Here is a 25,850-nt window from a genome sequence, read left to right as displayed (position 1 = left end):
GCCGCCTTCCCCTCTCAGCCGAGCCGCTCGGCGAGGCGCGCCTCCAGGGTGCGCTGGTCCTCGTCGAAGCGGCGGATGCCCTCGGCCAGCTTGTCGTTGGCCATGGCATCCTGGTTATGGCCCCAGCGGAAGGCGGGCTCGTCCAGGGGCGCCGGGCGCTCGCCGGCGGCGGGGATGGTCACTGCCGGGGCCACCTCGCCCTCCTCGGCCGCCAGCTCCTCGAGCAGCGCCGGCGAGATGGTCAGCCGCGGGCAGCCGGCCAGGGCCAGCACCTGGCCGACGGTGCGGAAGCTCGCCCCCATCACCACGGTGTCGTAGCCGCCACGGCCGACTCGCTCGCAGACCCCGCGCACGAAGCGCACGCCCGGATCCTCGTCGGGGGCATACTCCTTGCCGGTCTCCTTCTTGTACCAGTCGGTGACCCGGCCCACGAAGGGCGAGACCAGGAAGACCCCGGCATCGAAGCAGGCCTGGGCCTGGGCTTCGCTGAACAGCAGGGTCAGGTTGCACTGGATGCCCTCGCGCTCCAGGCGCTCGGCGGCGCGAATGCCCTCCCAGGTGGAGGCCAGCTTGATCAGCACGCGATCGCGCCCAACGCCACGGCGGTCGTAGTGCTCGATCAGCTCATGGGCCTTGCGCACGCTGGCCTCCTCGTCGAAGGAGAGCCGTGCCGCCACCTCGGTGGAGATGCGCCCGGGAATGTGCCGAGCGATCTCGGTGCCCTTGGCCACGGCGAGGCGGTCCACGGCGTGCTCCACCCGCGCCTGTCGGTCCTGGAACTCGGCCTTCACGGCGGCGAGCTCCTCGTCGATCAGCGCCTGGTAGCCCGGCAGATCGAAGGCCTTGAGCAGCAGCGAGGGATTGGTGGTGGCGTCATGGGGCCGATAGCGCCTGATCGCCTCCAGGTCGCCGGTGTCGGCGACCACCAGGGAGTGGGTCTTGAGGCTGTCGAGTCGGGTCGTCATGGGGTTCTCCTCATTTGCGGTAAGGGCGGATAGCGATGCGATGGGTGGGCTCAGGTCACGGCGTGACGCTCGGCCAGGACGCGGCGATAGCGGGTGTACACCCGGTCATAGGCGGCAACGTGGTTGGCGTCGGGCTCCGCCCGGGACGCCTCGTCGAGGGTCACCAGGCGCTCGCAGAGCTCGGCGAGCTCACCGTCCCCCTTGCCGGCGCGATGGCACCAGGCCGCCTGCAGGGCGGCCCCCAGGGCCGCGGCATCGGTGACCGCGGGGCATACCACCCGGCTGCCGGTGACGTCGGCCACCATCTGCCGCCAGGCCGCGCTCCTGGCGCCGCCGCCGATCAGGCGAATCTCGCGAACGCCCTCGGCCAGGCTCCCGAACTGCTCCAGGCCATAGCGCAGGCCCAGGGTCGCGCCCTCCATGGCCGCGCGACACAGGTTGGCCTGGGTGACATTCAGGCCGGTCAGACCGTCGAGGCTGGCGGTGGCCTCCGGCAGCATGGGCACCCGCTCGCCATTGAAGAAGGGCAGCATCGTGATCCCCCCGGCGCCGATGGGGGCCGCGGCCACCCGTTCGCCGAAGGCCGCCAGGTCCAGGCCGAACAGCTCACGGACTCGCGTGGTCGCCGAGGTGACGTTCATGGTGCAGACCAGCGGCAGCCAGCCCCCGTGGCTGGCGCAGAAGTTGGCCACCATGGCGCTGTCGGACACCACCGGGTCCGGGGAGTAGGCGCAGAGGGTGCCCGAGGTGCCGAGGCTCAGGGTCATGAGGCCGGGACGAATGTTGCCGGTGCCGATGGCGCCCAACATGTTGTCGCCTCCCCCGCTGGAGACCAGGATGCCCTCGGGCACCCCCAGCTCGCGGGCCGCCGCGCCACGCAGGGTGCCGGCCGGCTCCCGGGACTCGATCAGCCGCGGCAGGACCCGTGCGGGATCGAGCTCCGGGGCGATCTCGGCCAGGACGTCGTGGCGCCAACACCGGGTGCGGGTATCGAAGTAGCCCGTGCCGGAGGCATCGCCGGCCTCGGCCACCCGCTCGCCGGTGAGCCAGAAATTGAGGTAGTCATGGGGCAGCAGCAGGGTGGCGATGCGCCCGTAGGCCTCGGGGTGCACCTCGCGCAGCCAGGCGACCTTCGACGCGGTGTAGCCGGTCTGCAGCACCAGCCCCAGCCGCTCCAGGCAGCCCGCCTCGCCGCCCAGGCGCTCGACCAGGTCGGCGTTCCAGGGCGCGGTCTCGGTGTCGCACCACAGCTTGGCCGGGTGCACCGGCTCGCCGGCGGCGTCCAGGGCCACCAGGCCGTGCTGCTGGCCGGAGACGCCGATGGCGCGGATCGCCCGGGCATCGATGCCGGCCCGCGACACCGCTTCCCTGAGCGCACCGCCGAGCGCTTCGATCCACTGCGCGGGAGACTGCTCGCGGCGGCCGCCCACCTGCTCGTCCAGGCGGTGCGGCCGGCTCGCCTCGCCCAGCAGGCGTGCGCCGTCGACATCGATCACCACCACCTTGGTGCTCTGGGTCCCGCAGTCCACGCCGATATACATCAGGCCCCCTCTCGCGTCGTCGCCAGCGTCTCCAGGGTGGCACGGGCACCGCGCTCATGGAGCGAGGCCAGGGCCCAGCGGTAGGCCTCGCGGAAGCGCGCGTCCTCGGCCAGGTCACCGAACAGCTCGCGGTTCTCGATAAAGGCGGTGGGCCGGGTCTGGTTCTCGGCGGCGATGGCCATCAGCTCGTCCCGCAGGCGATCCACTACCTCGATGGGCCGGCCCTGCTCGTCGACGCCCTCGGCATAGCGCGCCCAGCTGGCCACCACCGCGGCGCTGCAGCGGATCTGGCCACCGGAGGCCAGCTGCTCGCGAATGACCGGTACCAGCCACTTGGGGATGCGATCCGAGCTCTCGGCGCACAGCCGCGCCAGGGTGTCTCGCACCTCGGGGTTGGCAAAGCGCTCGATCAGCGTCTGACGGTAGCGCTCCAGGTCGATGCCCGGCACCGGGGCCAGGGTGGGCGAGGCCTCCTGGCGCATGTAGTCGAGCAGGAAATCGACGAACAGCGGGTCCTGGCACACCTCGTGGGCATAGCGGTAGCCCGCCAGGGTGCCGAAATAGGCCAGCGCCTGGTGGCTGGCATTGAGCAGGCGAAGCTTCATCAGCTCGTAGGGCACCACGTCGTCGACCAGCTGCACCCCGGCCGCCTCCAGCGGTGGCCGGCCGGCCACGAAATGATCCTCCAGCACCCACTGGGTGAAGGGCTCGCAGACCACCGGCCAGGCGTCCTCGATGCCGAAGCCTTCCCTCAGCTCGGTGATGTCGGCCTCGCTGGTCACCGGGGTGATACGGTCCACCATGGCGTTGGGGAAGGCCACCTCCCTGGCGATCCAGTCGGCGAGGCCCGGATCACGGGCGCGGGCATAGGCGCAGAAGGTTTCCCTGGCCACCTCGCCGTTGCCCTGGATGTTGTCGCAGGACATCACCGTAAAGGGGGGCACCCCCCTCTCCCGACGCCGCGCCAGCCCCTCGACGATCATCCCGAAGGTGGTCTTCGGCGCCTCGGGGTGCTCAAGGTCGTGGCGGATATCGGGGGTGTCGAGGTCGAACTCGCCGCTGACCGGGTGGAAGTTGTAGCCCCCCTCGGTGACGGTCAGCGAGACGAGGCGGATCGCCGGGTCGGCCAGCCGCTCCACCACCGCCGCCGGGTCGTCGGGGGCGAACAGGTAGTCCACCAGGCTGCCGATGACGCGGGGCTCGCGGCGGCCGTCCGGGTGCTTCACCACCAGGGTGAAGAGGTGATCCTGGGCGGCCAGGGCATCGCGCATGCGGCGGTCGCCGGCCATGACACCGACGCCGACGATGCCCCAGTCCAGCGCCTCGCCGCGATTCATCAGCACATCGAGATACATGGCCTGGTGGGCACGGTGGAAACCGCCGACCCCGAAGTGGACGATGCCAGGCGTGACACGACCACGGTCATAGGCCGGCGTGGCGACCGCGGGGGCCAGCCGGCCCAGGTTGGCGTTGTTGAGTCGGGTCATAGGGGATCTCCGGCCGAGCTGGGCTCGGCTTGGTGGGCCCGGGGCATGGACGTCAGCGCCACACCACGTCGGGCTGAATGGAGTGCGACTTGACCAGTCGCGCGTTGAGCATGTCCTTGTGGCGCGCCTTCTCCCGGGCGCCGACAGGGTCCTGGCCCATGTCGATCCAGCGCTCGATCAGGCGCCGCTCCAGGGTGGCGTCGTCGACCTCGAGCATCACGCGCAGGTCGAACAGGCCATGCAGCCCGGTCCAGGGCGCCTGGTCGAGCAGCAGGTAGTTGCCCTCGACGATGACGATGCGATGCTCGGGGGCCACCATCCGGCCTCCGGCTCGGGCCAGGTCCAGGGGACGATCGAACACCGGCACCGCCACGCTGGCATCGGTGCGCCGGATATGCTCCAGGTCATGCCTGAGCCCGTCACAGTCGAAGGTCTCGGGTGCCCCCTTGACGGGGAGCAGCCCCAGGGGCTCGAGCACGGCATTGTCGAAGTGGTAGCCGTCCATGGGGACCACCACCACCTGCCCCGGCAGGGCATCCTCCAGCGTCCGGAAGAGCTGCTCCGAGCGGTAGGATTTGCCGGCGCCGGGCGGCCCGGCCAGGGCCACCAGCAGGCGCTGACGCCCCTCGGCAAGGGCGAGGACCCGCTGGGTCACCTCGGGCAGGGAGTCGGCGTGGGGCGTGGATGTCATGGCATCACTCCTCGTCTGTCGCATCGGTCGGGGGTCGCACCGCGACCGGATCCGCGGCTCGACCGGCAGGCCATGGCATGGGCCGCCGGGGTCTCGTCGATACGGGGGCGATCTCGAGCCGGGCTCAGCTCATCCAGTTGCCGCCGTCGACGTTGAGCGTCTGGGCGACGATATAGTCGCTGTCGTCGGACGCCAGGAAGACCGCCGGCCCGGCGTAGTCCTCCGGCCGCCCCATGCGCCCGTAGGGCACCGCCTCGCCCACCAGGCGCTTCTTCTCGCCGAGGGGGCGCTTCTCGTAACGGGCGAAGAGCGCGTCGACCTCCTCCCACATGGGGGTGTCCACCACGCCGGGGGCGATGCCGTTGACGCGGATGCCGTGCTCGATCAGGCCCAGGGCGCAGGACTGGGTCAGGCTGATCACCGCCGCCTTGGTCGCGCAGTAGGTGCTCACCAGCGCTTCCCCGCGGCGCCCGGCCTGGGAGGACATGTTGATGATCGCCCCGCCCCGGCCGCGCGCCACCATCGCCCCGGCGACGGCCTGAAGGGTGAAGAAGAGCCCCTTGACGTTGATGTCGAACTGGCGGTCGTAGCTCGCCTCGGTCACCTCCAGCACCGGCTCCATGTCGAAGACGGCGGCGTTGTTGACCAGGATGTCGATGCCGCCGAAGCGGGCAGTCACGCCCTCCACCATGGCATCGATCTGGGCGCGGTCGCGGACGTCGAGGCGCACCCCCATCAGCCGCTCGGCGGCGTGCCCTTCGTCCTGCAGGGTGCCCAGGGCGTCGTCGATGGCGCCCTGGTCGATATCGGCAATGACCACACAGGCCCCCTCCTCCCCATAGGCGCGGGAGATGGCAAGGCCGATGCCACGGGCACCCCCGGTGACGACGGCGATCTTGTTCTCGAGTTTCATGAGTCGTGTCTCGCTTTGCTGGGATGATGGCGTGGGTCAGGCCGAGTAGCGCGCCGCGCCCACCAGGGCCGGCAGCTCCTGCATGTGTTCGATGACGCGCCAGGCGCCGGCGGCGACCAGGCGCCGGTCCTGGCCGGGCTGCACGTGGCTGGCACCGGTGAACCCGATCACCCGCATGCCGGCGGCATGGGCGGCGGTGACCCCGGAGACGCTGTCCTCCACCACCAGGCAGCGCTCCGGGACCACGCCAAGCGTCGTGGCCGCCAGGCGGTAGAGGGCGGGGTCCGGTTTGGGCCGTTCCACCTGTTCGGCGGTGAAGATGGGAACCTCGCCGAGCACGCTGGCGAGTCCCGTGCTCCCCAGGGACGCGAGCACCCGCTGGCGTCGGCTGTTGGAAACCACCGCCCTGGGCAGGTCGATGGCGGCGATGGCCGCGGCCACCCCGGGCATGGCCCGCAGCTCCAGGGCCAGCCGCGCCTCGATGGTCTCGTCCACCCGCTCGGCAGCCCGGGCGGGAAGCCGGTGTGCGCTCAGCCCCTCCAGGTGGGCGAGGATATCGGCAGTGGTCATCCCCAGTGCCTGGCCGAGCGCGGCGTCGGCATCGAGGTCGGGCAGCCACTCGCCAAGCAGCGCCACCAGGGTCGCCTCGGCGATCGCCTCGCTGTCCACCAGCACGCCATCGCAGTCGAAGATCAGGGTATCCATGGTTCTCCCTCAGGCACCGTCGGCGTCGGTTGCGGCCCGGTTGTCCTGGCGGCGCAGGCCGGCCAGGGGGTGGCGATCCAGGCTTGGCAGCGCCAGGCCCTGGCCGTCGAACAGATGGGCGCGATGGGTCTCGAAGCCGAAGCGCACGCGGTCATGCACCCGGTGGGCCACGTCGCCGTCGGCCATCAGGGTGATCAGCTCGTCGCCCATCTTGAGGTAGAGCGAGGTCTGGCCGCCGAGGCGCTCGATCACCTGGATCTCGCCCTCGAGGGGACCGTCGTCATCGAGCACCAGGTGCTCGGGGCGGACACCCAGCTCCAGGGAGGAGTCGCTGGCGAGCCCAGCGCCCTCCACCGGCACCCGGCAGCGTCGACCGCCGGGCAGCGTCACCTCGACGCCCTGGTCGTTCGCGCCACTCAGCGAGACCGGCAGGAAGTTCATCTTGGGCGAGCCGATGAAGCCGGCCACGAAGCGGTTGCGGGGATGGTGGTAGAGCTCCATGGGCGAGCCCACCTGCTCCACCACGCCGCCCTGCAGCACCACGATCTTGTCGGCCATGGTCATGGCCTCGATCTGGTCGTGGGTGACGTAGATCATGGTGGCGTCGAGCTCCTCGTGGAGACGCGCCAGTTCGATGCGCATCTGCACCCGCAGGGCCGCATCCAGGTTGGAGAGCGGCTCGTCGAAGAGGAAGATGCTGGGGTTGCGCACGATAGCTCGGCCGATGGCCACGCGCTGGCGCTGGCCGCCGGAGAGCGCCTTGGGCTTGCGGTCGAGCAGCGGCTCGAGCTGCAGGATCCGCGCCGCCTCGCGCACCTTCTCGCGGCGGGCCTCCTTGCCGACGCCGGCCAGGCGCAGGCTGAAGCCCATGTTGTCCTCGACGGTCATGTGCGGATAGAGGGCATAGCTCTGGAACACCATGGCCAGACCGCGGTCGGCCGGCCCCACCTCGTTGATGCGCTGGCCGTCGATGACCAGGTCTCCGGAAGTGGCGCTCTCCAGGCCGGCGATGATGCGCAGCAGGGTCGACTTGCCGCAGCCGGAGGGGCCGACGAAGACCACGAACTCCCTGTCGTTGACCTCCAGGTCGATGCCCTTAATGACGTCGGTGTCACCGAAGCTCTTGGTGACCTGCTTGAGTTGTAGCGTTGCCATGGAAGGCTCCTTGATTATTTCACCGCGCCGAAGGTCAGGCCGCGGACCCTCTGCTTCTGTCGTTGGCGAGAGCACCAGCCGAAGACCCGCCTTCGCCGTCGTCGAGAACTTATTTCACCGCGCCGAAGGTCAGGCCGCGCACCATCTGCTTCTGGGTCAGCCAGCCGAAGATGAGGATGGGCGCGACAGCCATGGTCGAGGCGGCCGAGAGCTTGGCCCAGAAGAGCCCTTCGGGACTGGAGAACGACGCGATATAGGCGGTCAGCGGGGCGGCCTGGGAGGAGGTCAGGTTGAGGCTCCAGAAGGCCTCGTTCCAGCTCAGGATCACCGACAGCAGGCCGGTGGAGGCGATGCCCGGCAGCGTCAGCGGAATCAGCAGGTAGCCCACCTCCTGAAGGGTGCTGGCGCCGTCCATGCGCCCGGCCTCGAGGATGTCCCTGGGCAGGTCCTTGAAGAAGGTGTAGAGCATCCAGATGACGATCGGCAGGTTCATCAGGGTGTAGACGACGGTCAGCCCGGTGCGGGTATCCAGCATGCCCAGATCGCGGAAGATCAGGTAGATCGGCACCAGCACGCCCACCGGCGGCAGCATCTTGGTGGAGAGCATCCACAGCAGGGTGCCCTTGGTGCGCTTGGTGGGCAGGAAGGCCATGGAGTAGGCCGCCGGGATGCCGATCAGCAGCGCCAGCAGGGTCGACCCCACGGACACGTAGACGCTGTTCCAGGCGAACTTGAGGTAGTCGGCGCGCGCATGCACCGCCTCATAGCTCTCCAGGGTCGGCGTGAAGAGGAGTGACGGCGTGGCGATGGCCTGGGCCTCGGTCTTGAAGCCGGTCAGGATCATCCACAGGATCGGGAAGAAGATGACGAAGGTGATCGTCCAGGCCAGCAGCGCCAGCCAGAGGCGCCGGTGGCGCGCCAGCGCGGCGCCGATGCCCTGACCGCCCAGCGCCTGCTGGGCCGGAGGCATCGCGGCCGTCGCCGGGCCGCTGGTGGGTGTCTTGTTGAACATCTTGTGACCTCGTTGCGTGTGTCGTGCCGGCATCAGTCTTCCAGGTTCCTGGCGACCATGCGGATCAGGAAGATCGCCACGATGTTGGCCAGGATGATGGCGATGACACCGCCGGCGGAGGCGCCCCCGACATCGAACTCCAGCAGCGCGCGGATGTAGATCAGGTAGGCCAGGTTGGTGGTGGCCAGGCCGGGACCGCCCGAGGTGGTGACGAAGATCTCGGCGAAGATGGTCAGCAGGAAGATCATCTGGATCATGATCACCACGCTGATCGCCCGCTTCAGGTGCGGCAGCGTGATGAAGAAGAACACCGCGATGGGTCCCGCCCCATCCATGCGCGCCGCCTCGACCTGGTCATCGTCCAGGGACTGCATGGCGGTGAGCAGGATCAACAGCGCGAAGGGCAGCCACTGCCAGGAGACGATGATGATGATCGACAGCAGCGGGTAGGAGGAGAACCAGTCGATGGCCGGCAGGCCGAACAGGCCGGTGAACCAGGCCAGCACGCCGTTGACCGGATGCATCATCATGTTCTTCCACACCAGGGCGCTGACGGTGGGCATGATGAAGAACGGTGAGATCGCCAGCACCCGGGCGATCCCGCGGCCGAAGAACTCCTGCTGGTAGAGCACCGCCAGCAGGGTGCCACCGATCACCGAGATCGCCAGCACCGAGCCCACCAGCACCAGGGTGGTGCCCATGGCCGACCAGAGGGCCGGGTCGGTCAGCAGGTAGCGGTAGTTCTCCAGGCCGGCGAACTGCTCCATGCCGGGCATCAGCAGGTTGTAACGCTGGAAGGAGAACCACAGGGTCATCCCCAGGGGGATCAGCATCCAGATCAGAAGGAGCGTGACGGCCGGTGCCTGCAGCGAAAGGGAGCGCAGGCCACCGACGGTACGCCCGGAGGCACGCGTCGTCATGGGAGTTACCACTTGATGTCGGAGAGGAAGGGGCCAGCCGGCGACGCCGGCCGGCCCTGTCGCGCGGCTCAGTCGTAGTAGCCGGCCTGGCGCATGGTCCGCTCGGCGCTACGCTGGGCGTTGTCGAGGGCCTGCTGCACCGGCATCTGGCCGGTCAGCGCCGCAGCCACCATCTGCCCCACCTGGGTACCGATGGCCTGGAACTCCGGGATGCCGGCGAACTGCACGCCCACATAGGGGCTCGGCTCCAGGGTCGAGTCGGTGGGGTCGGCGTTCTGCATGGCCTCGAGCACGAAGCTGGCGAAGGGCGCCGCCTCGCTATAGCGCTCGTCCTGGTAGGTGGAGGTGCGGGTTCCCGGCGGCACGCTGGTCCAGCCCTCGCGCTCACCGACCATCTCGACGTAGTCGCGCGACGTCGCCCAGGTGATGAACTGCCGGGCCGCCTCCTGCCGCTCCGACGAGGCCGGGATGGCCAGGGCCCAGGACCACAGCCAGTGGGAGCCCTTGGGGGTCACGGCCACCGGCGCCTGGGAGAAGCCCAGCACATCGGCGACGTCGGACTCGCGGGCATCGTAGATGCGCCCCGCCGCCGAGGTGGCGTCGACCCACATCGCGCAGCGTCCGCTGGAGAACAGCGCCTGGTTCTCGTTGAAGCCGTTGGAGCTGGCGCCGGGCGGCCCGTAGTTGCCGAGCAGATCGACATAGAAGGCGATCGCCTCCTGCCACTCGGGCGAGTTGATCTGCGGCTGCCACTCCTCGTCGAACCAGCGTCCGCCGAAGGTGTTCACCAGGGTCGAGACGAAGGCCATGTTCTCGCCCCAGCCCGGCTTTCCACGCAGGCAGATGCCATAGGCACCGTTGTCAGGGTCGTGGATCCGGCTGGCCCAGTCATGGACCTCTTCCCAGGTGGGCTGCTCCGGCATCTCGATGCCGTGCTCCTCGAAGAGGTCGGTGCGGTAGAAGAGCATCGAGCTCTCGCCGTAGAAGGGCAGCGCATGGAGCGTGCCGTCATGGGAGAGACCGTCGCGCACCGAGGTCAGCAGGTCGTCGACGTCATAGTCGTCGGGCAGGTCGGTGAGCGGCACCAGCCACTCGCGCTCGGCCCAGATGGGCACCTCGTAGGTGCCGATGGTCATGACGTCGAACTGCCCACCGCCGGTGGCGACATCGGTGGTCAGGCGCTGACGCAACACGTTCTCTTCCAGGATGACCCAGTCGACCTCGATGCCGGGATGCGCCTGTTCGAACTCGCTGGTCAGGCTCTGCATGATCACCATGTCGTTGTTGTTGACGGTGGCGACGCGAAGGGTCTCGGCCTGGACCTGGGAGGCGGCGGCAACGGCGGCCGCCAGGGTGGCCAGCGGCAGGGCTCGGGTGAGCTTCATGGGGGGCTCCTTTGGGGTATCGCGTTGTTATGTGTTGTCGCGATCTGATCATTTTGATCATCGTGCAATCAAATGATCGGACAGCAGCCCAAAAAAAGCAAAGCCGGGATGGCTAGACTTTGGTCGGAGGGGAGAGGCAAGCCGGCAGGGGCTCACCCTGCCTGCTCGGTGATGAACCGTGCCGCCACCTCGTCGGTGACCAGCCCCTTGAGCCAGCCGCCGCGCAGGGCGGCCAGGATGGCGGGCGCCTTGTCCCGGCCGCCGGCCAGCGCCACCAGCGGCTGGCTGACCAGCATGTCCAGCGGCAGGCTGGTGATGCGTCGACTGGTCGAGCAGTCGATCACCTCGCCCCGGGCATTCATCGGCCAGCCCAGCAGCTCCCCCACCGCCTCGAGGTCCAGCAGCTCCTCCAGCTCTCCCTCGGAGATGAAGTGATCCTGAAACAGGGTAGCCTCACGGTCGATCTTGCCGATGCCGATATAGGCGGTCTCGGCCTGGCGTGCCACGGCGGCGACGGACTGGAACAACCGCTGGCGCTGCATGGCCTCCTTCTCCTCCACCGTGCTCGCCACCACCGGCGCCGGCAGCAGGAAGCGCTCGCCACCGGTCTTGTCGGCCAGCACCATGACCCCATCGTAGCGGTTGGAGGAGCCGTCACGGGCCACGTTGCCCACCAGAGAGACGAAGCGATGCTGGGGACGCTCCACCCGGCTGAGCGCCTCCACGGTCGCTCGCACCGAGCGCCCGGTGCCCAGTGCCAGCGTCAGCGGCTTGCTGCGCTCCACCAGGCGACTGACGCGCTCGGCACCGGCCACGGCCAGGTAGTGGGCGGCCCCGTCGGCAGCCTCCGGCTCGGCAGGCACCACGTCGCAGAAGTCCAGGCCGAAGCGCTGGCGAATGGCGCTGGACATCGCCATGCAGGCCGCCACCGGATGGTCGATATGCACCTTGACCAGCCCCTCCTGGCGCGCCAGGGCCAGCAGCCGCTGCACCCCGGGGCGCGACACCCCCAGCTGGTGGGCGATCTCGTCCTGGGTCATGCCGCCCACGAAGGACATCCAGGCGGCCCTCGCCGCCTGATCCAGCCTAACCTCGAACTTGTCCAATGGCGTGTCCTCAGGCAGAACCGAAGTAGCGCTCGCGATCCTCGGGGGTGATATCGCTGATATGCAGCGGGAACCGCTGGTCGCGACGGTCGGCATAGAAGTGGCGCAGGGTGCGCTCGATGGTGGGAAAGGCGAGCTCGTCCCAGGGGATCTCGTGCTCCTCGAACAGCGCCACCTCGAGGCTCTCCGGCCCGGCGTCGAAACCGCCGGACAGGTCGGCGCGGAACATCATGTAGACCTGGTTGATGTGCGGCAGGTTGATCAGGGTATAGAGCCCGTGGATCTCGACCTCGGCGCAGGCCTCCTCGAGGGTCTCCCGGGCGGCGGCCTCCACGGTGGTCTCGGCGTTCTCCATGTAGCCGGCCGGCAGGGTCCAGTAGCCCTTGCGCGGGGCGATGGCGCGGCGGCACAGCAGCACCCGGGAGCCGCTCACCGGCAGGGTACCGGCGACGATGCGCGGGTTCTGGTAGTGGATGGTGCCGCACTCGTCGCACAGGTAGCGCGGACGGTCATCCCCGTCCGGAATGGCGAAGCGCACGGTATGGCCGCAGTGGCTGCAGAAGTTCATGGGGCTCCCTGGCAGGCTGAGAAGCGGCACGGCAGCCGCCCGGTCCAGGCTTGACGCCGGCAATGGCGGCCGGTTAGAAGGAATCAAACCCGATGGAAGCCTCATGTTAGAGAAACTTCGCGAACGCCTGCAAGCGCACCGCCCCCGCCGGGTGATGACGCGCATGCCCGAGGCGGCGGTGCTGATGCCGATCGTCGACCGGGCCGAGCCGACCCTGCTGTTCACCCGCCGCGCCGACCACCTCAACACCCACAGCGGCCAGGTGGCCTTCCCCGGCGGCAAGCGCGAGGCCCACGACCCCGACCTGCTGTTCACCGCCCTGCGGGAATCCGAGGAGGAGATCGCCCTGCCGCCGGAGCGGGTCGAGCTGCTCGGCCGGCTGTCGGACGTGGTCTCGCTGCACGGCATCCGCGTCACCCCCTATGTGGGCCTGATCCCGCCCGACCTGCCGCTGATCCCCGACCCCACCGAGCTGGATACCATCTTCGAGGTGCCGCTGCGTCACTTTCTGGAGGACCGCCGCCACCATACCGACGTGATCCCGGTGGATGGCCGCCCCTTCTATGTGCCCAACTACCATGTGGCCGGGCAGGTGATCTGGGGCCTGTCGGCGATGATGCTGGTGGAGCTGCTGGTCGAGGGGTTCGAGCGCCCGATCAGCCTGCATCGCGAGCCGGGCTGCGGCCCCCTGTGCTATTTCCCCGAACGCCTGCTGCGCATCCAGCAGCACGCCACGCCCGAGACCTGACCCCGGATGACCCCGCTGACGCACCCTTACGCTCCCGCCCTGGCCCCCCACGCCCTGCCCCAGCTGATCGATGCCCTGGTGGAACAGGGCTGGTACATCGGCGAGGGGGTCCTCGACGCCGAGCTCTGCGCCGGGCTGCAGCGCGAGCTGGCGGCGCTGGTCGAGCACGATGCCCTGGAGGCCGCCGGTATCGGCCGCGGCACCGAGCACACCCTGCGCCGCGACATCCGTGGCGACGCCATCCACTGGCTGGACCGCGAGAGCCTCGCCCAGCGACGCTACCTCGAGGCCATGGGCCAGCTGCAGCGCGAGCTCAACCAGGCGCTCTACCTCGGGCTGTTCGAGTACGAGGCCCACTTCGCCCACTACCCCGCCGGGGCCTTCTACCGGCGGCACCTGGACAGCTTCCGCGGCCGCGCCAACCGCGTGGTCTCCACCGTGGGCTACCTCAATCCCGACTGGCCCGCCGATGGCGGCGGCGAGATGGTGATCTTCGCCGCCGACGACCCCGAACGCGAGGTGGCGCGGGTCAGGCCCTGCGCCGGCAACTTCGCCTGCTTCCTCTCCGAGACCATCCCCCACGAGGTGCTGCCGACGCGACGCCCCCGCGCCAGCATCGCCGGCTGGTTCCGGCGCAACGCCTCGCTGGGTGGCCGGGTGGACCCGGCGCGCTGATGGCGGACGACGCCCCACGGGATCCGGCGCAGCGCCTGGCCTGGCTCGAGGCGCGCAACGCCCGCCTGGCCGAGGCCAACGCGGCCCTGGAGGAGGAGAAGGCGCACTACCGATGGCTGGCCGAGCGCACCACCGACCTGATCAGCCGCCACGCCCGGGACGGCACCTTCCTCTATGCCTCCCAGGCCGCCCGCGACCTGCTCGGCTATGCGCCCGAGGAGCTGATCGGCGTCTCCGCCTATGACCTCTTCCACCCGGAGGACCTGGCCGATCTGCTCAACAAGTCGCCGCGGGTCTACTACCACGACGGCTTCTACCAGCAGACCTACCGCTTCCGCGCCCGGGACGGCCACTACGTCTGGTTCGAGACCACCAGCCGCACCCGCCGCGACCCGGCCACCGGCGAGCTGATCGACATCCTCTGCGTCTCCCGCGACGTGAGCCGGCGCATCCGCGCCGAGGCCAACCGCGAGCGCTTGGCCCGGGTGGTGGAGTCGACCACCGACTACGTGCTGTTCGTCGACGGCGAGGAACGCATCTTCTCCTCCAACGAAGCCGCCCGCCGGCTGCTGGCGCGCCCGCTGCAGGAGGGCGGCGAGGCCCGCCTCGCGCTGGCCTACACCCCGGACTCCCTGGCCGAACTGCGCGAGATCGTGCTGCCGGCCGTGGCCCGCTACGGCTCCTGGAGCGGCGAACTGGAGATGCGCGGGCCCCGTGGCCCGGTCCCGGTGCTCAGCGTGGTGCTCGCCCACCGCGGCCCCGGGGCCGAGCCCGACCACCTCTCGCTGCTCAACCGCGACATCGGCCTGCGCAAGGCCAACGAGGACCAGGAGCGTCGCCACCAGGAGCAGATCGCCCACGCCAACCGCCTCGCCACCACCGGCGAGCTGGCCTCGAACATCGCCCACGAGCTGAACCAGCCGCTGGGCGCCATCGCCAACTACGCCAGCGGTGCGCTGATGCAGCTGCAGGCTGACCCCGACCGCCCCGCCGGCGACCTCCTGCTGCCGCTGACCCGCATCAACGAGCAGATCCAGCGCCTGGCCGAGCGGCTTCGCCATATCCGCACCTTCGTGCGCAAGGGCCAGACCCGCCCCCGGCCGGTGGCGCTGCTCGAGGTGGTCGATGCCGCCTGCCGGCTCTGCGAGTGGCAGTACCAGCAGGCCGGCGTGGCGCTGGAGCACGAGCTGCAGGACGCCCTGCCCCGGGTGATGGCCGACCCCGTGGCCCTGGAGCAGGTGCTGGTCAACCTGCTGCTCAACGCCCTGGAGGCGAGCCGCGGATGTCCCGGCGCGGACCGGGTCACCATCCACGCCCGGCGCACCGGCCGCCGCGAGGTCACCTTCACGGTGAGCGACCGCGGCCCCGGCGTCGCCGAGGCCGACGCCGAGTGGATCTTCGCCCCCTTCCACTCGGGCCGCCCCGACGGCCTCGGCATGGGGCTGGCCATCAGCCATTCGCTGATGGAGGCCATGGGCGGCCGGCTCGTCCTCAAGCCCGCGGCCGCCGGTTCCGGCGGCGCCACCTTTGCCGGTACACTGCTGGCCGAGCCCGGGCCGCTGGCCGCGACCCGCACGCCGTGACTGCCCAGGAGCCCCCGGTGAATCCCTTCGACCGCCCCCATGACGCGCCCCCCTGCATCGCCATCGTGGACGACGACGAGGCGCTGCGGGAGTCGCTGGCCTGGCTGCTCGACTCGGTGGGCCTGGCCACCCGCGCCTTCCCCGACGGCGAGACCTTCCTCGACGCCGCCCCCGATACCTTCGGCGCCGTGCTGCTCGACGTGCGCATGCCCGGCCTCTCCGGCCTGCAGGTGCAGCAGCGGCTGATCGAGCGTGGCGACGAGACGCCGGTGATCTTCATGACCGGGCATGGCGACGTGCCCATGGCGGTGGCCGCCCTCAAGGCCGGCGCCCAGGACTTCATCGAGAAGCCCTTCAACCACCAGCAGCTGATCGACACCGTGCAGCAGGCCCTGCGCGAGCACCAGCGGGCCCGCCAGGCCCGCGAGCGGCGCGACGCCCTGCAGGCCCGCTACGCGGCGCTGCGCCCCAAGGAGCAGCGAATCCTGGTGCACGTGGCCGAGGGGATGACCAGCCGCGAGATCGCCGATCACCTCGGCGTCAGTGCCAAGACGGTGGAGGTCTACCGGCTGCGCGCCATGAAGGCGCTGGGGGCGACGAGCCTCGCCGAGCTGGTGCGGCTCTGCGTGGCGCTGGGGCTGGTGGACGCCCTGCCTGACCGGGGTCAAGTCGACGGCGATTGACCCCCTTCCGGCGCAACCGGCGCCTTGCCGCCGGGCTCTACCAGCGCGATGATGCCGCCATTGACATGGCTTACGGTGCCACCTTGCGACGTCTCGCCCTGCTGCTCGGCCTCTGCCTTATGCTTGCCTTCACGGCGAGCGATCTGGTGCTGGCCGAGACGGACGGGACGGGTGGCCATGTCCACGAGGTTCATGCCCACCTCGACCTCGCTCCGCCCGATGCCTGCCCGGACGGCGAACATGGCCCCGAGTGCCTGGCCACCGGCCACTGCCTGAGCATCATCGCGGGCTGCCACGTCCTGGCGGCCGCCGCCTGGCAGGCAGGCAGCCTGCCGTGCCCCCCTGCTCCGGGGCTGCAGGCGCCCAGCCACCGTCTCGAGCGCCCTCCCAGAGCCTCCTGAAACCCGATGCCTGCCCCGAGCCGCCATGACGGCTCGTCAATCACGGATTTCAGGAGACTCCCATGTCAGCTCACCGCTCTTTCCGGGTCCTGGCCATCGCCCTGGCCAGCCTGTCACTTGCCCTGCTGGCCCCTCAGGCCTTTTCCGGCCCCGGCGACGCCCACGCTCACGCCGCGGCCAGCCACGAACACGACCAGCCGGCCCCCGGGCATGCCGACGAGCATCCCGATGCAGCAGCCAGCCACCACGACGACCATGCCCCCTCCCAGGCACCGCCCCCTGCCGGCACCGCAACGCCCGATCGCCATGCGGCAGGCCATGGCGATGCCCCGGCTCATGCCCACAACGGCCAGAAGCGCTCGATCCCTGACGAATGGCTGGAACGGGAGAGCCCCCTGTGGCCCAGCGACGATAACCTGGCATTCGGTCAGGAGGTGTATCAGCGCTTCTGTGCCGCCTGTCATGGCCAGAAGGGACGCGGGGACGGGGTCGCCGCCGGCGTCGCCGGCTTCGTGCCGGCGCCGACGAACCTCACCTTGCACGGCGCGGGCCATGCGGCCGGCGAGTATGCCTGGCTGGTCAGGACGGGCAACCCGCAGAGCGCCATGCCGCAGTTTGCCGGGAGGCTCGGCGAGGAGGAGATCTGGGCGGTGGTGCTCTACGTCCGCCACGCACTGGCTGCCGGCGAAAGCGGCAACCACGCCCATTGACGACAACGGGCGCCCGAGGGCGCCCGCTCCGTCATCGCGACTGGCCTCACTGCTCGCGCAGCGCCAGCTCCTCGAAGATCCCGTTGAGGGCCGGCGCCTCGTCGGGTTCCGGCTCGGGCGGGGGCTCGAGTGCCACCACCTGGCCACTGGGCTCGTCGAGCAGCCGGCGCAGCTGCTCGTAGTCGAAGGCCTGGCCGTTGGCATTGCCCTCGTTGAGGCGGGCGATGGTCTCGATCAGCGCCGACATGCCATGCTCCTGCTCCTCCAGGGGCTGGTAGACCTGCACCAGCGGCTGGCCGTCCTGCCAGCCCACCTTGATGGGCTGGTCGATGATGTTGACCTGGGTGCCCACCGGCACGTTGTGGAACACCGACTCGATATCTTCCGGGAACATGCGGATGCAGCCGCGGCTGGCGCGCATGCCGATGCCGTCGGGGTCGTTGGTGCCGTGGATCAGGTAGCCGGGAATGTCGAGCAGCACGGCATGGCGACCCAGCGGGTTATCCGGGCCGGGCGGCACCACGGCCGGCGCCGGGTCCCCTCGGGCAGCCGCCTCTTCACGCATCGAGCGCGGCGGATACCAGGCCGGGTCCTCCAGACGCATGGTGGTCTTGGTGATCCCCAGCGGGGTGTCGTAGCCCTCACGGCCGATGCCGATGGGGTAGGTCTCGACCCGCGGCGTCTCGCCCTCGCCCACCTCCGGATAGTAGTAGAGGCGCAGCTCGGCGATGTTGATGACGATCCCGGTACGCTCGGCATCGGGCAGGATGAAGCCACCGGGAATCGTCACCTCGGTGCCCTCGCCCGGGATCCAGATGCTCACGTCCGGGTTGGCGCGCACGATCTCCTCGTACCCGACATTATGCCGCCGGGCGATGTCGATCAGGGTGTCCTCGTGGTCCTCCACCGTCACGGTGTAGGCCTCGCCGATCACGTTGCCCTCCGCGGGCAACGGATGGTGGCCGCTAGGCCATTCGGGCTCTTCCGCCAGGGCGGCGCCGGAAAGTGCCAGCGCGCCGGCGAGAAGCCCGCCCAGGGTCACGGATAACCACGCCGGGGTCTCCCCCGCCCCCTCCGGCCTTCGTCTCGCTATTGCCATCGATTCACCTCGTCAAGGCAGCCTCGGCCACATGGCCTCGGAATCATTATCGTGTCCGTAGTGTAATGGGCCGAGCCGCGGCCATGAGCCGCAAGAGTGTTGAGATTTGTCACCGTGGGCCCTACCACCTTACACCGGCCGTTTCGTGGCAAACCGACCTCACAGGACCGGTGCCAGCAGGTATGACGCGCGGGCCGCAACCCGATGCCAGAGCGGATACCCATCGATCTCGCCAGGGCGCATCCGCCTCGATCCGGCAAAATCAGCCTCGAACATGGTTTGGACCTCGGCGGCGAAGCCGGGGTCCATCACCAGCGCCGTGACCTCGAAATTGAGGCGGAAGGAACGATTGTCGAGATTCACGGTGCCCACCGCCGCGCCGATGTCGTCCACCAGGAAGGCCTTGCCATGCAGGAAGCCCTCCTCGTAGCGATAGACCTTGACCCCCGCCTCGAGCAGCGAATCGAGGAAGGCGTAGGCGGCGAAGTAGGTCAGCGGATTGTCCGGGCGCTCCGGGATCAGCACCCGCACGTCCACGCCGCTCAGTGCGGCCAGCTTGAGCATCGCGATCACCCCCTCGTCGGGCACGAAGTAGGGACTGGAGATCCAGATCCGCTCATGGGCGGCGTGGATTGCCTGCTGGATCATCAGGCTGGCGGTCTCGAAGCGGTCTGCGGGCCCGGTCGGCAGGATCAGCACCGGGGTACCGTGGTGACTCGGCAACACCGGCGACCAGGGCAGCTCGGGAAGTTCCTCCGTGGCCCAGTGCCAGTCCTCGAGGAACACCAGCTGCAGCGCCAGGGCCGCCGGTCCCTCGATCATCAGATGGGTGTCGCGCCAGGGACCGATGCTCGGGTGGCCATGCAGGTACTCGTCGCCGATGTTGAAGCCCCCCACCCAGGCCCGCTCGCCATCGGCCACCACGATCTTGCGATGGTTGCGGAAATTGAGCTGGAAGCGATTGCCCGGCCCGCGGGTAGAGTGGAAACGGTGCACCCGGATCCCGGCCTCCTCCATCTCCTGGAGATAGCGGCCCGGCAGCGCATAGCTGCCGATCTCGTCATAGAGGAAGAAGACCTCGACGCCCTCCCGTGCCTTCTCGATCAGCCGGGCCTGCAGCGCCAGCCCTACCTCGTCGGCGCGCACGATATAGAACTGCACCAGCAGATAGCGCTCGGCCGACTCGATACCGGCGAACAGGCTCCCGAAGGTCTGCTCGCCATCGATCAGCAGCTCCACCCGGTTGCCACCCAGAAACGGTAGCTTGGCCAGCTGCTCGACGCCCACCAGGTGCTTGTCGGCGTGAGCGGCCGAGACCCCGTGAGCGCGCAGCTCCGCCAGCTTGTCGGCCAGCGCCTGCCCCAGCGCCGAGTCCTCGTCACGTCGGGAAGACACATAGCCCTGGAACTTGGTTCGTCCGAATACCCAGTAGGCGGGCACGGCCACATAGGGCACCGTATTCAGGGAGACGATCCACGCCACGGCCCCCTGGGAGGTACGGCTCGACATCATCGCATCCAGCGACGAGGCCAGGCCCACCAGGTGGGCGATGCCCATCACCAGCAGGAACCGGCGCCAGGGTCGACGTCGCCAGGCCGGCACCTGGCCAGAGGCGGGTGTCACTCGTGACCCACTCACCTGCGGCATCCTCTCTGGCGTCCTGCACGCAACCTCACGCTCATCATGGCCGTTTCTCTCGTGCCGAGTCGGCGGAGGCGGCGCTGGCAGAGTCAACCTGCTGGAGATAGCTCACGCCCAGCAGCTGGCGACGCGCCAGCCAGACGATCAGCGGCGGCAACAGGAGCCACTGCAGCAGCGGGGCCAGCCCCGTCCCCAGCAGTGGCAGGGTGGGCATCAGCTCACCGTACTGCCAGCGATCCTGCAGCACCGTGGCATGCCACTCCAGGCCGATCGTGATCACGACGCCCACCGCAACAAAGCCCAGAAGTTCACGCGCATCCGGGCAGCGCAGCCAGTCGCGCCGTCGCCGCACCCCCGCCACGACCCAGTAGGCGACAAGGGCGATGAGCACGTCACCCAGGGTCGCCCGTGCGCAGAACAGGACGGCGTCCCAGTGCGCCATGGACGGCATCTCGGCGAAGAGGGGGACCTGCAGGAACTCCCAGGGGAAGTTGAGCAGCAAGGCGAACAGCGCCACGTTGTATTCCGGGGTGGCCAGAAGTTGCCTCACCGGGCCGCCTTCGACCTTGGCGAGCCTGTGCCTTCGTCCTGTCACTTCCTCCTTCCCTTAGGCGGCGACTGATGACAGCTCCAGGGTTCCTGGCGGGCGTTATCCTTCACGTTCTGATCGACGAATCGGTAGTGTTCTTCCTTGTACCGGTTCCACCACCCCCGGCTGATGGTCACGGCGTGTTTCTCGAGAATCTCCTCGATGCAGTCGAGACATAGCCGCGTCGCGTCATAGGCGAAGTCCAGCCGGTGCTTTCCAGCGTCGTAGGAGACGCTATCCAGCCCGGACAGCGCATCGATGTCGGCCACTGCGGCGCCTATCGCCGCCTCATCATTGGGCTCGAGCTTCAGGTGCCGGGTCACCAGGTGGGTTTCGGATACGCCGACACGATGATCGTGATGACTCATGAGGCCACCTCCATGGTTTGACGCCGCGACCAGCCGATCAGCGCGATGCCGGCCAGGATCATCGGCAGGGTCAGCAGCATGCCCATGGTCACCCAGCCGAAGGCGATGAAGCCGATATGGGGGTCGGGCAGGCGCACGAACTCCACGGCGAAGCGGAAGACGCCATAGAGCAGCAGGAAGAGCCCGGAGATCAGCCCGGTGCGGCGTGGTTCGCGGGACAGCCACCAGAGCACCGCGAAGAGCACTACCCCTTCCAGAGCGAACTCGTAGAGCGCCGTGGGGTGGCGCGGCTCCGGCCCCATGTGCGGGAAGGGCATCGCCCAGGGCAGCTCGCTGACCCGGCCCGGCAGCTCGTGATTGATGAAGTTGCCGATCCGTCCGGCACCGAGGCCGATCGGCACCAGCGGGGCGATGAAGTCGGTCAGAGACAGGAAGCCGAGCCGCTTCCTGCGCGCGAACAGCCAGGCCGCGACCAGCACCCCGATCAGGCCGCCGTGGAAGCTCATCCCCCCTTCCCAGATCTTCAACAGCCATAGCGGGTCGGCCAGCCACTGGTCGCTGCCGTAGAAGAGCGCATAGCCCAGCCGCCCGCCGAGCACCACGCCCACGGCGGCGTAGAAGACCAGGTCGCCGATATCGTCGTGGGTCAGGCCCAGGCGATGCGCGCGACGGCGACCCAGCCACCAGGCGGCGACGAGGCCCAGCACGTACATCAGGCCATACCAGTGGATCGCGAACGGGCCGAGGCTGATGGCCACCGGGTCAATCTGGGGATATTGCAACATGCGGCACCTCCCGGTTCACTCGAGACGCGACCAGTCGCGTCCACCGTTTTCGCTGATCAGCAGCTGGTTCAGGTCATCGGCCGCCACCAGGCGCTGGGGGTCACTCGGATCCACCGCCAGGTGCATCAGATAGCGCTCTCCCCAACCACGCGTCACCACCTCCCAGTCCCGGCTGGCTTCCTCGGCTCGCATCAGGCCGATGTCCAGCATGAAGGCGTAGAGCGTCCCCTGGCTGGCCACCACCAGGCTCGCAGGGCGGCGATCGGCATGGATCTGGCGCCAGCGCTCGCCGCCGTCCGGGCTCATCAGGAGTCCGGTCTGAGTCGCGGCATAGAGCTGTCCGGGGTCACGGCTCGAGGCGACCAGGGCAATCAGCCCGGCCGGTGCCCTGCCCTGAACCCGCCAGTTGCTCCCCCCATCCTCGCTGACCTGGAGCTGGCCGGCGTGGGCCCCGTAGAGCACGTTGGTGCTGGCCGCGCTGATGGCCAGCTGATGGAAGTCCACCGGGCCATCGACACCCGCCGCATGCCGTGACCAGCTGCGACCTCCATCGCGGGACTTCACCACCCCGAGATTGCCTCCCCTGGCCGGATGGCCGCTGGCGAAGAAGGTCTCGGCTTCTTCGGGATGGGGCGCGAAGCCCATGAAGTCATGGGTTTCCTCCGAGACCCGGCGGGCCATCCCATCGCTACCCACGGCATAGAAGCCGTGGTGGGTGGCCAGCCACAGTCGCTCGCCGTCGGCCAGGTCGAAGGCCAGGCCGTGAATGTGGGTCTGCTGTCGCAGCTGCTCGAGGCTGATGCCGCTCGGCTCGCGGGAACAGCCCGCCAGCAGGGTCAGCAGCACGGCCATCAAGAGTGGCCATCGATAGTGGGTCATGACGTCACTTCCTTCTCCTTCATCAGGTGTGGCCGGCGCCATGCGAAGCCGCCGCATGGCGCCGAAGCAGGCCAAGGCAGGATCAGCTCACGCGGATCGTTGCCATCATGCCCAGCTCCTCGTGCTCGATGATGTGGCAGTGGAACAGCCAGTCGCCGGGCTCGCGGAACACCAGGCGCAGCTTGAGGCGCTGGTAGGGCGCCAGGTTGACGGTGTCCTTCCAGGCCAGCCAGGGCGCCTCGCGCCACTCGCCGTCGGCATCGCGGGTGGCGATCACCTGGAAGTGGGTGCCATGCACGTGGAAGGGATGATCCATGTGGGAGTTGTTGAAGACCTCCCACTCCTCCACCTCGCCGGCCTGCCCCTCGAACAGCACCTCGCCCATGGCGAAGGCACGACCGTTGATCAGGAAGTCCACCGCCGGCCGGCCGGCCATCTCGGACATGCCGTGGCGCGCTCCCTGGCCCGCCTGGGCGGCGCCGTGGTCCATTCCGTGAGCGGCGCCGTGGCCACCGCCACCATGAGGCATCGCGTCGCTGCCGTGGGCGGCATGGCCGGCCGGTGCCGCGACCATGCCGCCATGATCGCCGTGGCCGGCCGGTGCCGCGGCCATGCCGCCATGATCGCCGTGGCCGGCCGGTGCCGCGGCCATGCCGCCATGATCGCCGTGGCCGGCTTCCGGCATGTTGCCTGCGTCGCCATGGCCCGCGTCGTGGTCGCCGTGGCCGGGCATCACCTCGGTCAGTTCCACCCGACGCTGCACCCCCGGCTCGCCCAGGGGCTCGACGCGACCCAGCCGTTCGGGCAGCGCGACGGCGGGGTGTACGCCCGAGTCGAGGGTGTGGATGGCCAGCAGCGGGGCGACCTGGTCCAGGTGGGACGGCCGCGGCCCCATCCAGCCGCGCTCGTAGGGATGACTGGCCAGCTGGAAGCGTCCCTCGGCCTGCTCGCTCACCCGCACCAGCAGGTCGGCACGCTCACCCGGGGTGAGCAGCAGCTCCTCGAGGAGCTGCGGCCGCTCGATCAGCCCGCCGTCGGTGCCGATCAGGGTCAGCTGGTGCTCGTCCAGGCGCAGGCGCAGGTAGCGGCCGGCGCAGGCGTTGATCAGCCGCAGGCGCAGGGTGGTGCCCGGTGCCACGTCCAGGCGCGGTTCACGCTGCCCGTTGACCAGCACCAGCTCCCCCTCGCGGCCGTTCATCCAGTCCTCGGCGGTATGCGGCGCCACCGCGCCGTTGGCCGCCAGGCGCAGGTCGCTGACCACCAGCAGGTGCTCCTCCACCTCCACGGGCAGCAGATCCCGGGGCGGGCGCACCAGCAGGGCCCCCGCCAGGCCATGGGCGATCTGTGTGGCCAGCACGCCGTGAGGGTGGGGATGGAACCAGTGCAGGCCGGCGCTGCCCTCGGGGAAGGTGTAGTGGTAGCGGCGCGACTCGCCCGGTGCCACGGCGTCCCAGGGGACACCATCCTGGGCCTGGGGAACGGGCACGCCATGCCAGTGCACCGTGGTCTCCTGCGCCAGTTCGTTGATGAGGGTGATGTCCAGCTCATCCCCTTCGCGCACCTCGATCAGCGGCGCCACCTTGCCGTTGTAGAGCCACAGCCTGGCCTCGAGCTCATCGCCGAGCGGCACCGAATGAGGGCCCGGCGTCAGCGCGCTGTGAAAACGGCCGGCCGTCTCGCTCAGGTTGTTGATACGCGGCAGCGGCCGCAGCGGCTGGCCGCCTTCGGGCAGCATGGCAGGTGCCATGCCGTGGAGTTGCTGGCGGCTGGCAGCGAGGGCCATGGGGCTGGCCGCAGACAGCACCAGGCCACCCAGGGCCGAGTAGCGCAGAAATTCGCGACGATTCATCAGGTAGTCCTCGTGACATGAACACGCTCACCGCGGGGAGTTGCCCGCGGCGCCATCGGGTGATGAGGTTCAGGTACGAGGGGGGCGCTCGAAGGGAGCGGAAGGCCCCACCGGATGGCCCAGGCCAGGACCGGCCAGGGGCAGGGAAGACGCCAACGAGGGATCGGCCAGCAGATCCATCGAGGATTCACACTGGGCACAGGGCATGCAGCAGGGGGAGGCCATGGTGGCTTCCGGCTCATGCGGATCGGCGGTTGCCGAGAGGTCCCAGGCTGACGGGGCCTGCATGGCCGAGCCCTCCATGACATGACTCTCCAGGCAGGCAGCATCACCATGGTGCCCACCCGCGGCTGCGGGCGGCGCGATGGCCAGTACCAGGGACATCAGCAGGCTGAGCAGCCAGTGACAGGAGAGTCGGCGCATGGGGTGAAACGGCCTTGTCAGGCAATGGAAGCGCGAGTATTTCATGGCCACGTGGAGCACCGCAACCCGGGTCCTGCCCGCAGGTTTACCGTCTGACACCTTTTACTCTTGCTCAACGGAAAAGAATGCCATGGCGGCATTGACCTTTGTGTGACACATACCTTCTACACTCAGCCCAAAGGCCCTTGAAAGGGCCTCAATAGCCGCAAGGAGAATGATCATGGACTTTCGCAAGCAGACCCTCGCACTCGGACTCACCCTGGCCATCGGTGCCGGTGGTTCCGGGATCGCCCTGGCCCAGGGCATGCCGGACAGTCAACCCGGCCAGGGTGCCATGGGCCCCGGCATGACGGGTGGAATGATGAGCGGCGGCGGCCAGGGCGACATGAGCCCCGGCATGATGATGGGCGGCGGCCAGGGCGGCATGGGCCCCGGCATGATGGATGGCGGCCAGAGCGGCATGGGCCCCGGCATGATGATGGGCGGAATGGGCGGAATGATGGGCCCCGGCCAGGGCGGCATGGGTCCCGGCATGATGATGGGTGGCGGCATGATGCCCTGCCCGATGATGGGTGGCGCCGGCATGGGCATGATGCAGGAGATGCTCGAGCCCGGCCAGCGAGCCGAGATGCGCGAGCTGATGCAGGAACATCGCCCCGCCCAGTTCGAGCGCAAGGGCCGCCTGATGAACCTGCGCGACGACCTGATGGCCGAGATGCATGGCGAGCGCCCAGATCCCGAGCAGGTGCAGGAACTCCATGGCCGCATGGCCGAGCTGCAGGGCGAGATGATGGCCGAGATGGTGCGCATGCGTAACGCCATGCACGACCTGCTCAGCGACGAGCAGCGGCAGCAGCTGCGTGAGGCGCCACCCGCCGCCGTCGACCCGAATGATCACGACTCCCATCACTGAACGGGGCTGTCAAGGATCCGGCAACAGAAGGGACGGCCAGTGAGGGCCGTCCACTC

Annotated in this window: 26 protein-coding genes; 6 read left to right on the top strand and 20 right to left on the bottom strand. The window is 69.2% G+C overall.

What is annotated here, in order from left to right:
- Positions 1-14: 14 nt before the first annotated feature.
- The 12 genes from tal to BDK63_RS05695 form a co-directional block, all read right to left on the bottom strand.
- The gene (gene tal / locus BDK63_RS05750) at positions 15-965 is read right to left on the bottom strand and encodes a transaldolase (protein ID WP_183330413.1); all 951 of its coding nucleotides are present in this window, start codon (positions 963-965) and stop codon (positions 15-17) included.
- A gap of 50 nt (positions 966-1,015) precedes the next feature.
- Positions 1,016-2,506, bottom strand: coding sequence for a xylulokinase (gene xylB, locus BDK63_RS05745; RefSeq protein WP_183330412.1), 1,491 nt, complete (start codon positions 2,504-2,506; stop codon positions 1,016-1,018).
- Positions 2,506-3,993: a mannitol dehydrogenase family protein gene (locus BDK63_RS05740; protein WP_183330411.1), complete on the bottom strand. Its 1,488-nt coding sequence runs from the start codon at positions 3,991-3,993 to the stop codon at positions 2,506-2,508. Before BDK63_RS05740 ends, xylB begins: the two co-directional genes overlap by 1 nt.
- A 52-nt stretch (positions 3,994-4,045) precedes the next feature.
- Entirely contained in the window at positions 4,046-4,684 is a 639-nt protein-coding gene (locus BDK63_RS05735) for a nucleoside triphosphate hydrolase (protein ID WP_183330410.1), read from the bottom strand.
- A gap of 124 nt (positions 4,685-4,808) precedes the next feature.
- Positions 4,809-5,597, bottom strand: coding sequence for an L-iditol 2-dehydrogenase (locus BDK63_RS05730; RefSeq protein WP_183330409.1), 789 nt, complete (start codon positions 5,595-5,597; stop codon positions 4,809-4,811).
- A 36-nt stretch (positions 5,598-5,633) separates the two neighbouring features.
- On the bottom strand, positions 5,634-6,302 hold the full coding sequence (locus BDK63_RS05725) for an HAD family hydrolase (RefSeq protein ID WP_183330408.1): 669 nt from the start codon (positions 6,300-6,302) through the stop codon (positions 5,634-5,636).
- A gap of 9 nt (positions 6,303-6,311) precedes the next feature.
- Positions 6,312-7,457: an ABC transporter ATP-binding protein gene (locus BDK63_RS05720; RefSeq protein ID WP_183330407.1), complete on the bottom strand. Its 1,146-nt coding sequence runs from the start codon at positions 7,455-7,457 to the stop codon at positions 6,312-6,314.
- 109 nt (positions 7,458-7,566) lie between these two features.
- Positions 7,567-8,427 carry a carbohydrate ABC transporter permease gene (locus tag BDK63_RS05715; protein WP_183330524.1) on the bottom strand — a complete coding sequence of 287 codons (861 nt, stop codon included), beginning with the start codon at positions 8,425-8,427 and terminating at the stop codon, positions 7,567-7,569.
- Between the two features lie 74 nt (positions 8,428-8,501).
- Positions 8,502-9,389 (bottom strand): carbohydrate ABC transporter permease, encoded by an 888-nt coding sequence (locus BDK63_RS05710; RefSeq protein ID WP_183330406.1) that lies wholly within the window; start codon positions 9,387-9,389, stop codon positions 8,502-8,504.
- Between the two features lie 68 nt (positions 9,390-9,457).
- The gene (locus BDK63_RS05705; protein ID WP_183330405.1) at positions 9,458-10,774 is read right to left on the bottom strand and encodes an ABC transporter substrate-binding protein; all 1,317 of its coding nucleotides are present in this window, start codon (positions 10,772-10,774) and stop codon (positions 9,458-9,460) included.
- 152 nt (positions 10,775-10,926) lie between these two features.
- Positions 10,927-11,880, bottom strand: coding sequence for a sugar-binding transcriptional regulator (locus BDK63_RS05700; RefSeq protein WP_183330404.1), 954 nt, complete (start codon positions 11,878-11,880; stop codon positions 10,927-10,929).
- A gap of 10 nt (positions 11,881-11,890) precedes the next feature.
- The gene (locus BDK63_RS05695) at positions 11,891-12,448 is read right to left on the bottom strand and encodes an NUDIX hydrolase (RefSeq protein ID WP_183330403.1); all 558 of its coding nucleotides are present in this window, start codon (positions 12,446-12,448) and stop codon (positions 11,891-11,893) included.
- A gap of 103 nt (positions 12,449-12,551) precedes the next feature.
- On the opposite strand from BDK63_RS05695, the gene BDK63_RS05690 reads away from it, so the two are divergent.
- From BDK63_RS05690 to BDK63_RS18750, 4 genes are read left to right on the top strand one after another with little or no spacing between them, the layout of a single operon-like run.
- On the top strand, positions 12,552-13,196 hold the full coding sequence (locus BDK63_RS05690) for a CoA pyrophosphatase (protein ID WP_183330402.1): 645 nt from the start codon (positions 12,552-12,554) through the stop codon (positions 13,194-13,196).
- 6 nt (positions 13,197-13,202) lie between these two features.
- Positions 13,203-13,871 (top strand): 2OG-Fe(II) oxygenase, encoded by a 669-nt coding sequence (locus BDK63_RS05685; RefSeq protein WP_183330401.1) that lies wholly within the window; start codon positions 13,203-13,205, stop codon positions 13,869-13,871.
- Complete coding sequence (locus BDK63_RS05680; RefSeq protein ID WP_183330400.1) at positions 13,871-15,454, top strand: PAS domain S-box protein; 1,584 nt, start codon at positions 13,871-13,873, stop codon at positions 15,452-15,454. Before BDK63_RS05685 ends, BDK63_RS05680 begins: the two co-directional genes overlap by 1 nt.
- Before the next feature lie 17 nt (positions 15,455-15,471).
- Positions 15,472-16,137, top strand: a complete 666-nt coding sequence (locus BDK63_RS18750; protein ID WP_183330399.1) for a response regulator — start codon at positions 15,472-15,474, stop codon at positions 16,135-16,137.
- Here BDK63_RS18750 and BDK63_RS05670 read toward each other — a convergent pair.
- Positions 16,119-16,331: a hypothetical protein gene (locus BDK63_RS05670; RefSeq protein ID WP_183330398.1), complete on the bottom strand. Its 213-nt coding sequence runs from the start codon at positions 16,329-16,331 to the stop codon at positions 16,119-16,121. The two genes, BDK63_RS18750 and BDK63_RS05670, sit on opposite strands and share 19 nt — an antisense overlap.
- 269 nt (positions 16,332-16,600) lie before the next feature.
- Between BDK63_RS05670 and BDK63_RS05665 the strand changes: the two genes are divergently transcribed.
- Positions 16,601-17,248 carry a c-type cytochrome gene (locus tag BDK63_RS05665; protein WP_183330397.1) on the top strand — a complete coding sequence of 216 codons (648 nt, stop codon included), beginning with the start codon at positions 16,601-16,603 and terminating at the stop codon, positions 17,246-17,248.
- A 46-nt stretch (positions 17,249-17,294) separates the two neighbouring features.
- On the opposite strand, the gene BDK63_RS05660 is transcribed toward BDK63_RS05665, so the two are convergent.
- From BDK63_RS05660 to BDK63_RS05630, 7 genes are all read right to left on the bottom strand, one after another.
- Entirely contained in the window at positions 17,295-18,347 is a 1,053-nt protein-coding gene (locus BDK63_RS05660; protein WP_183330396.1) for a L,D-transpeptidase family protein, read from the bottom strand.
- A gap of 159 nt (positions 18,348-18,506) precedes the next feature.
- On the bottom strand, positions 18,507-19,904 hold the full coding sequence (cls, locus tag BDK63_RS05655) for a cardiolipin synthase (protein ID WP_281379240.1): 1,398 nt from the start codon (positions 19,902-19,904) through the stop codon (positions 18,507-18,509).
- A gap of 124 nt (positions 19,905-20,028) precedes the next feature.
- Positions 20,029-20,538 (bottom strand): hypothetical protein, encoded by a 510-nt coding sequence (locus BDK63_RS05650; protein ID WP_221202532.1) that lies wholly within the window; start codon positions 20,536-20,538, stop codon positions 20,029-20,031.
- A 41-nt stretch (positions 20,539-20,579) separates the two neighbouring features.
- Positions 20,580-20,945 carry a cation transporter gene (locus tag BDK63_RS05645; RefSeq protein ID WP_183330394.1) on the bottom strand — a complete coding sequence of 122 codons (366 nt, stop codon included), beginning with the start codon at positions 20,943-20,945 and terminating at the stop codon, positions 20,580-20,582.
- Positions 20,942-21,730: a prolipoprotein diacylglyceryl transferase gene (gene lgt / locus BDK63_RS05640; RefSeq protein WP_183330393.1), complete on the bottom strand. Its 789-nt coding sequence runs from the start codon at positions 21,728-21,730 to the stop codon at positions 20,942-20,944. Before lgt ends, BDK63_RS05645 begins: the two co-directional genes overlap by 4 nt.
- Positions 21,731-21,745: 15 nt before the next feature.
- On the bottom strand, positions 21,746-22,609 hold the full coding sequence (locus BDK63_RS05635; RefSeq protein ID WP_183330392.1) for a F510_1955 family glycosylhydrolase: 864 nt from the start codon (positions 22,607-22,609) through the stop codon (positions 21,746-21,748).
- An 82-nt stretch (positions 22,610-22,691) separates the two neighbouring features.
- A complete protein-coding gene (locus BDK63_RS05630) occupies positions 22,692-24,458 on the bottom strand; it encodes a multicopper oxidase family protein (RefSeq protein WP_183330391.1) in 1,767 nt (588 codons plus the stop codon).
- Positions 24,459-25,101: 643 nt separating this feature from the next.
- On the opposite strand from BDK63_RS05630, the gene BDK63_RS05625 reads away from it, so the two are divergent.
- Positions 25,102-25,794 carry a Spy/CpxP family protein refolding chaperone gene (locus tag BDK63_RS05625; RefSeq protein ID WP_246385857.1) on the top strand — a complete coding sequence of 231 codons (693 nt, stop codon included), beginning with the start codon at positions 25,102-25,104 and terminating at the stop codon, positions 25,792-25,794.
- The last annotated feature ends 56 nt before the right edge of the window (positions 25,795-25,850 follow it).

This window comes from Halomonas campaniensis, assembly GCF_014193375.1.
Classification (GTDB): Bacteria; Pseudomonadota; Gammaproteobacteria; order Pseudomonadales; family Halomonadaceae; genus Halomonas; species Halomonas campaniensis.
Note: the sequence above shows the minus strand (reverse complement) of the source record. Positions and strands in the feature narration are given on the sequence as shown.

Coding starts and splice junctions, on each gene's coding strand:
- BDK63_RS05670 (WP_183330398.1), bottom strand. CDS start 16,331: ATGAACCTCGTGGACATGGCCACCCGTCCCGTCCGTCTCGGCCAGCAC.
- BDK63_RS05735 (WP_183330410.1), bottom strand. CDS start 4,684: ATGACATCCACGCCCCACGCCGACTCCCTGCCCGAGGTGACCCAGCGG.
- lgt (WP_183330393.1), bottom strand. CDS start 21,730: ATGTTGCAATATCCCCAGATTGACCCGGTGGCCATCAGCCTCGGCCCG.
- tal (WP_183330413.1), bottom strand. CDS start 965: ATGACGACCCGACTCGACAGCCTCAAGACCCACTCCCTGGTGGTCGCC.
- BDK63_RS05725 (WP_183330408.1), bottom strand. CDS start 6,302: ATGGATACCCTGATCTTCGACTGCGATGGCGTGCTGGTGGACAGCGAG.
- BDK63_RS05715 (WP_183330524.1), bottom strand. CDS start 8,427: ATGCCTCCGGCCCAGCAGGCGCTGGGCGGTCAGGGCATCGGCGCCGCG.
- BDK63_RS05695 (WP_183330403.1), bottom strand. CDS start 12,448: ATGAACTTCTGCAGCCACTGCGGCCATACCGTGCGCTTCGCCATTCCG.
- BDK63_RS05685 (WP_183330401.1), top strand. CDS start 13,203: ATGACCCCGCTGACGCACCCTTACGCTCCCGCCCTGGCCCCCCACGCC.
- cls (WP_281379240.1), bottom strand. CDS start 19,904: ATGGGCATCGCCCACCTGGTGGGCCTGGCCTCGTCGCTGGATGCGATG.
- BDK63_RS05660 (WP_183330396.1), bottom strand. CDS start 18,347: ATGGCAATAGCGAGACGAAGGCCGGAGGGGGCGGGGGAGACCCCGGCG.
- xylB (WP_183330412.1), bottom strand. CDS start 2,506: ATGTATATCGGCGTGGACTGCGGGACCCAGAGCACCAAGGTGGTGGTG.
- BDK63_RS05630 (WP_183330391.1), bottom strand. CDS start 24,458: ATGAATCGTCGCGAATTTCTGCGCTACTCGGCCCTGGGTGGCCTGGTG.
- BDK63_RS05680 (WP_183330400.1), top strand. CDS start 13,871: ATGGCGGACGACGCCCCACGGGATCCGGCGCAGCGCCTGGCCTGGCTC.
- BDK63_RS05740 (WP_183330411.1), bottom strand. CDS start 3,993: ATGACCCGACTCAACAACGCCAACCTGGGCCGGCTGGCCCCCGCGGTC.
- BDK63_RS05730 (WP_183330409.1), bottom strand. CDS start 5,597: ATGAAACTCGAGAACAAGATCGCCGTCGTCACCGGGGGTGCCCGTGGC.
- BDK63_RS05690 (WP_183330402.1), top strand. CDS start 12,552: ATGTTAGAGAAACTTCGCGAACGCCTGCAAGCGCACCGCCCCCGCCGG.
- BDK63_RS05720 (WP_183330407.1), bottom strand. CDS start 7,457: ATGGCAACGCTACAACTCAAGCAGGTCACCAAGAGCTTCGGTGACACC.
- BDK63_RS05645 (WP_183330394.1), bottom strand. CDS start 20,945: ATGAGTCATCACGATCATCGTGTCGGCGTATCCGAAACCCACCTGGTG.
- BDK63_RS05705 (WP_183330405.1), bottom strand. CDS start 10,774: ATGAAGCTCACCCGAGCCCTGCCGCTGGCCACCCTGGCGGCCGCCGTT.
- BDK63_RS05710 (WP_183330406.1), bottom strand. CDS start 9,389: ATGACGACGCGTGCCTCCGGGCGTACCGTCGGTGGCCTGCGCTCCCTT.
- BDK63_RS05635 (WP_183330392.1), bottom strand. CDS start 22,609: ATGACCCACTATCGATGGCCACTCTTGATGGCCGTGCTGCTGACCCTG.
- BDK63_RS05665 (WP_183330397.1), top strand. CDS start 16,601: ATGTCAGCTCACCGCTCTTTCCGGGTCCTGGCCATCGCCCTGGCCAGC.
- BDK63_RS05625 (WP_246385857.1), top strand. CDS start 25,102: ATGGACTTTCGCAAGCAGACCCTCGCACTCGGACTCACCCTGGCCATC.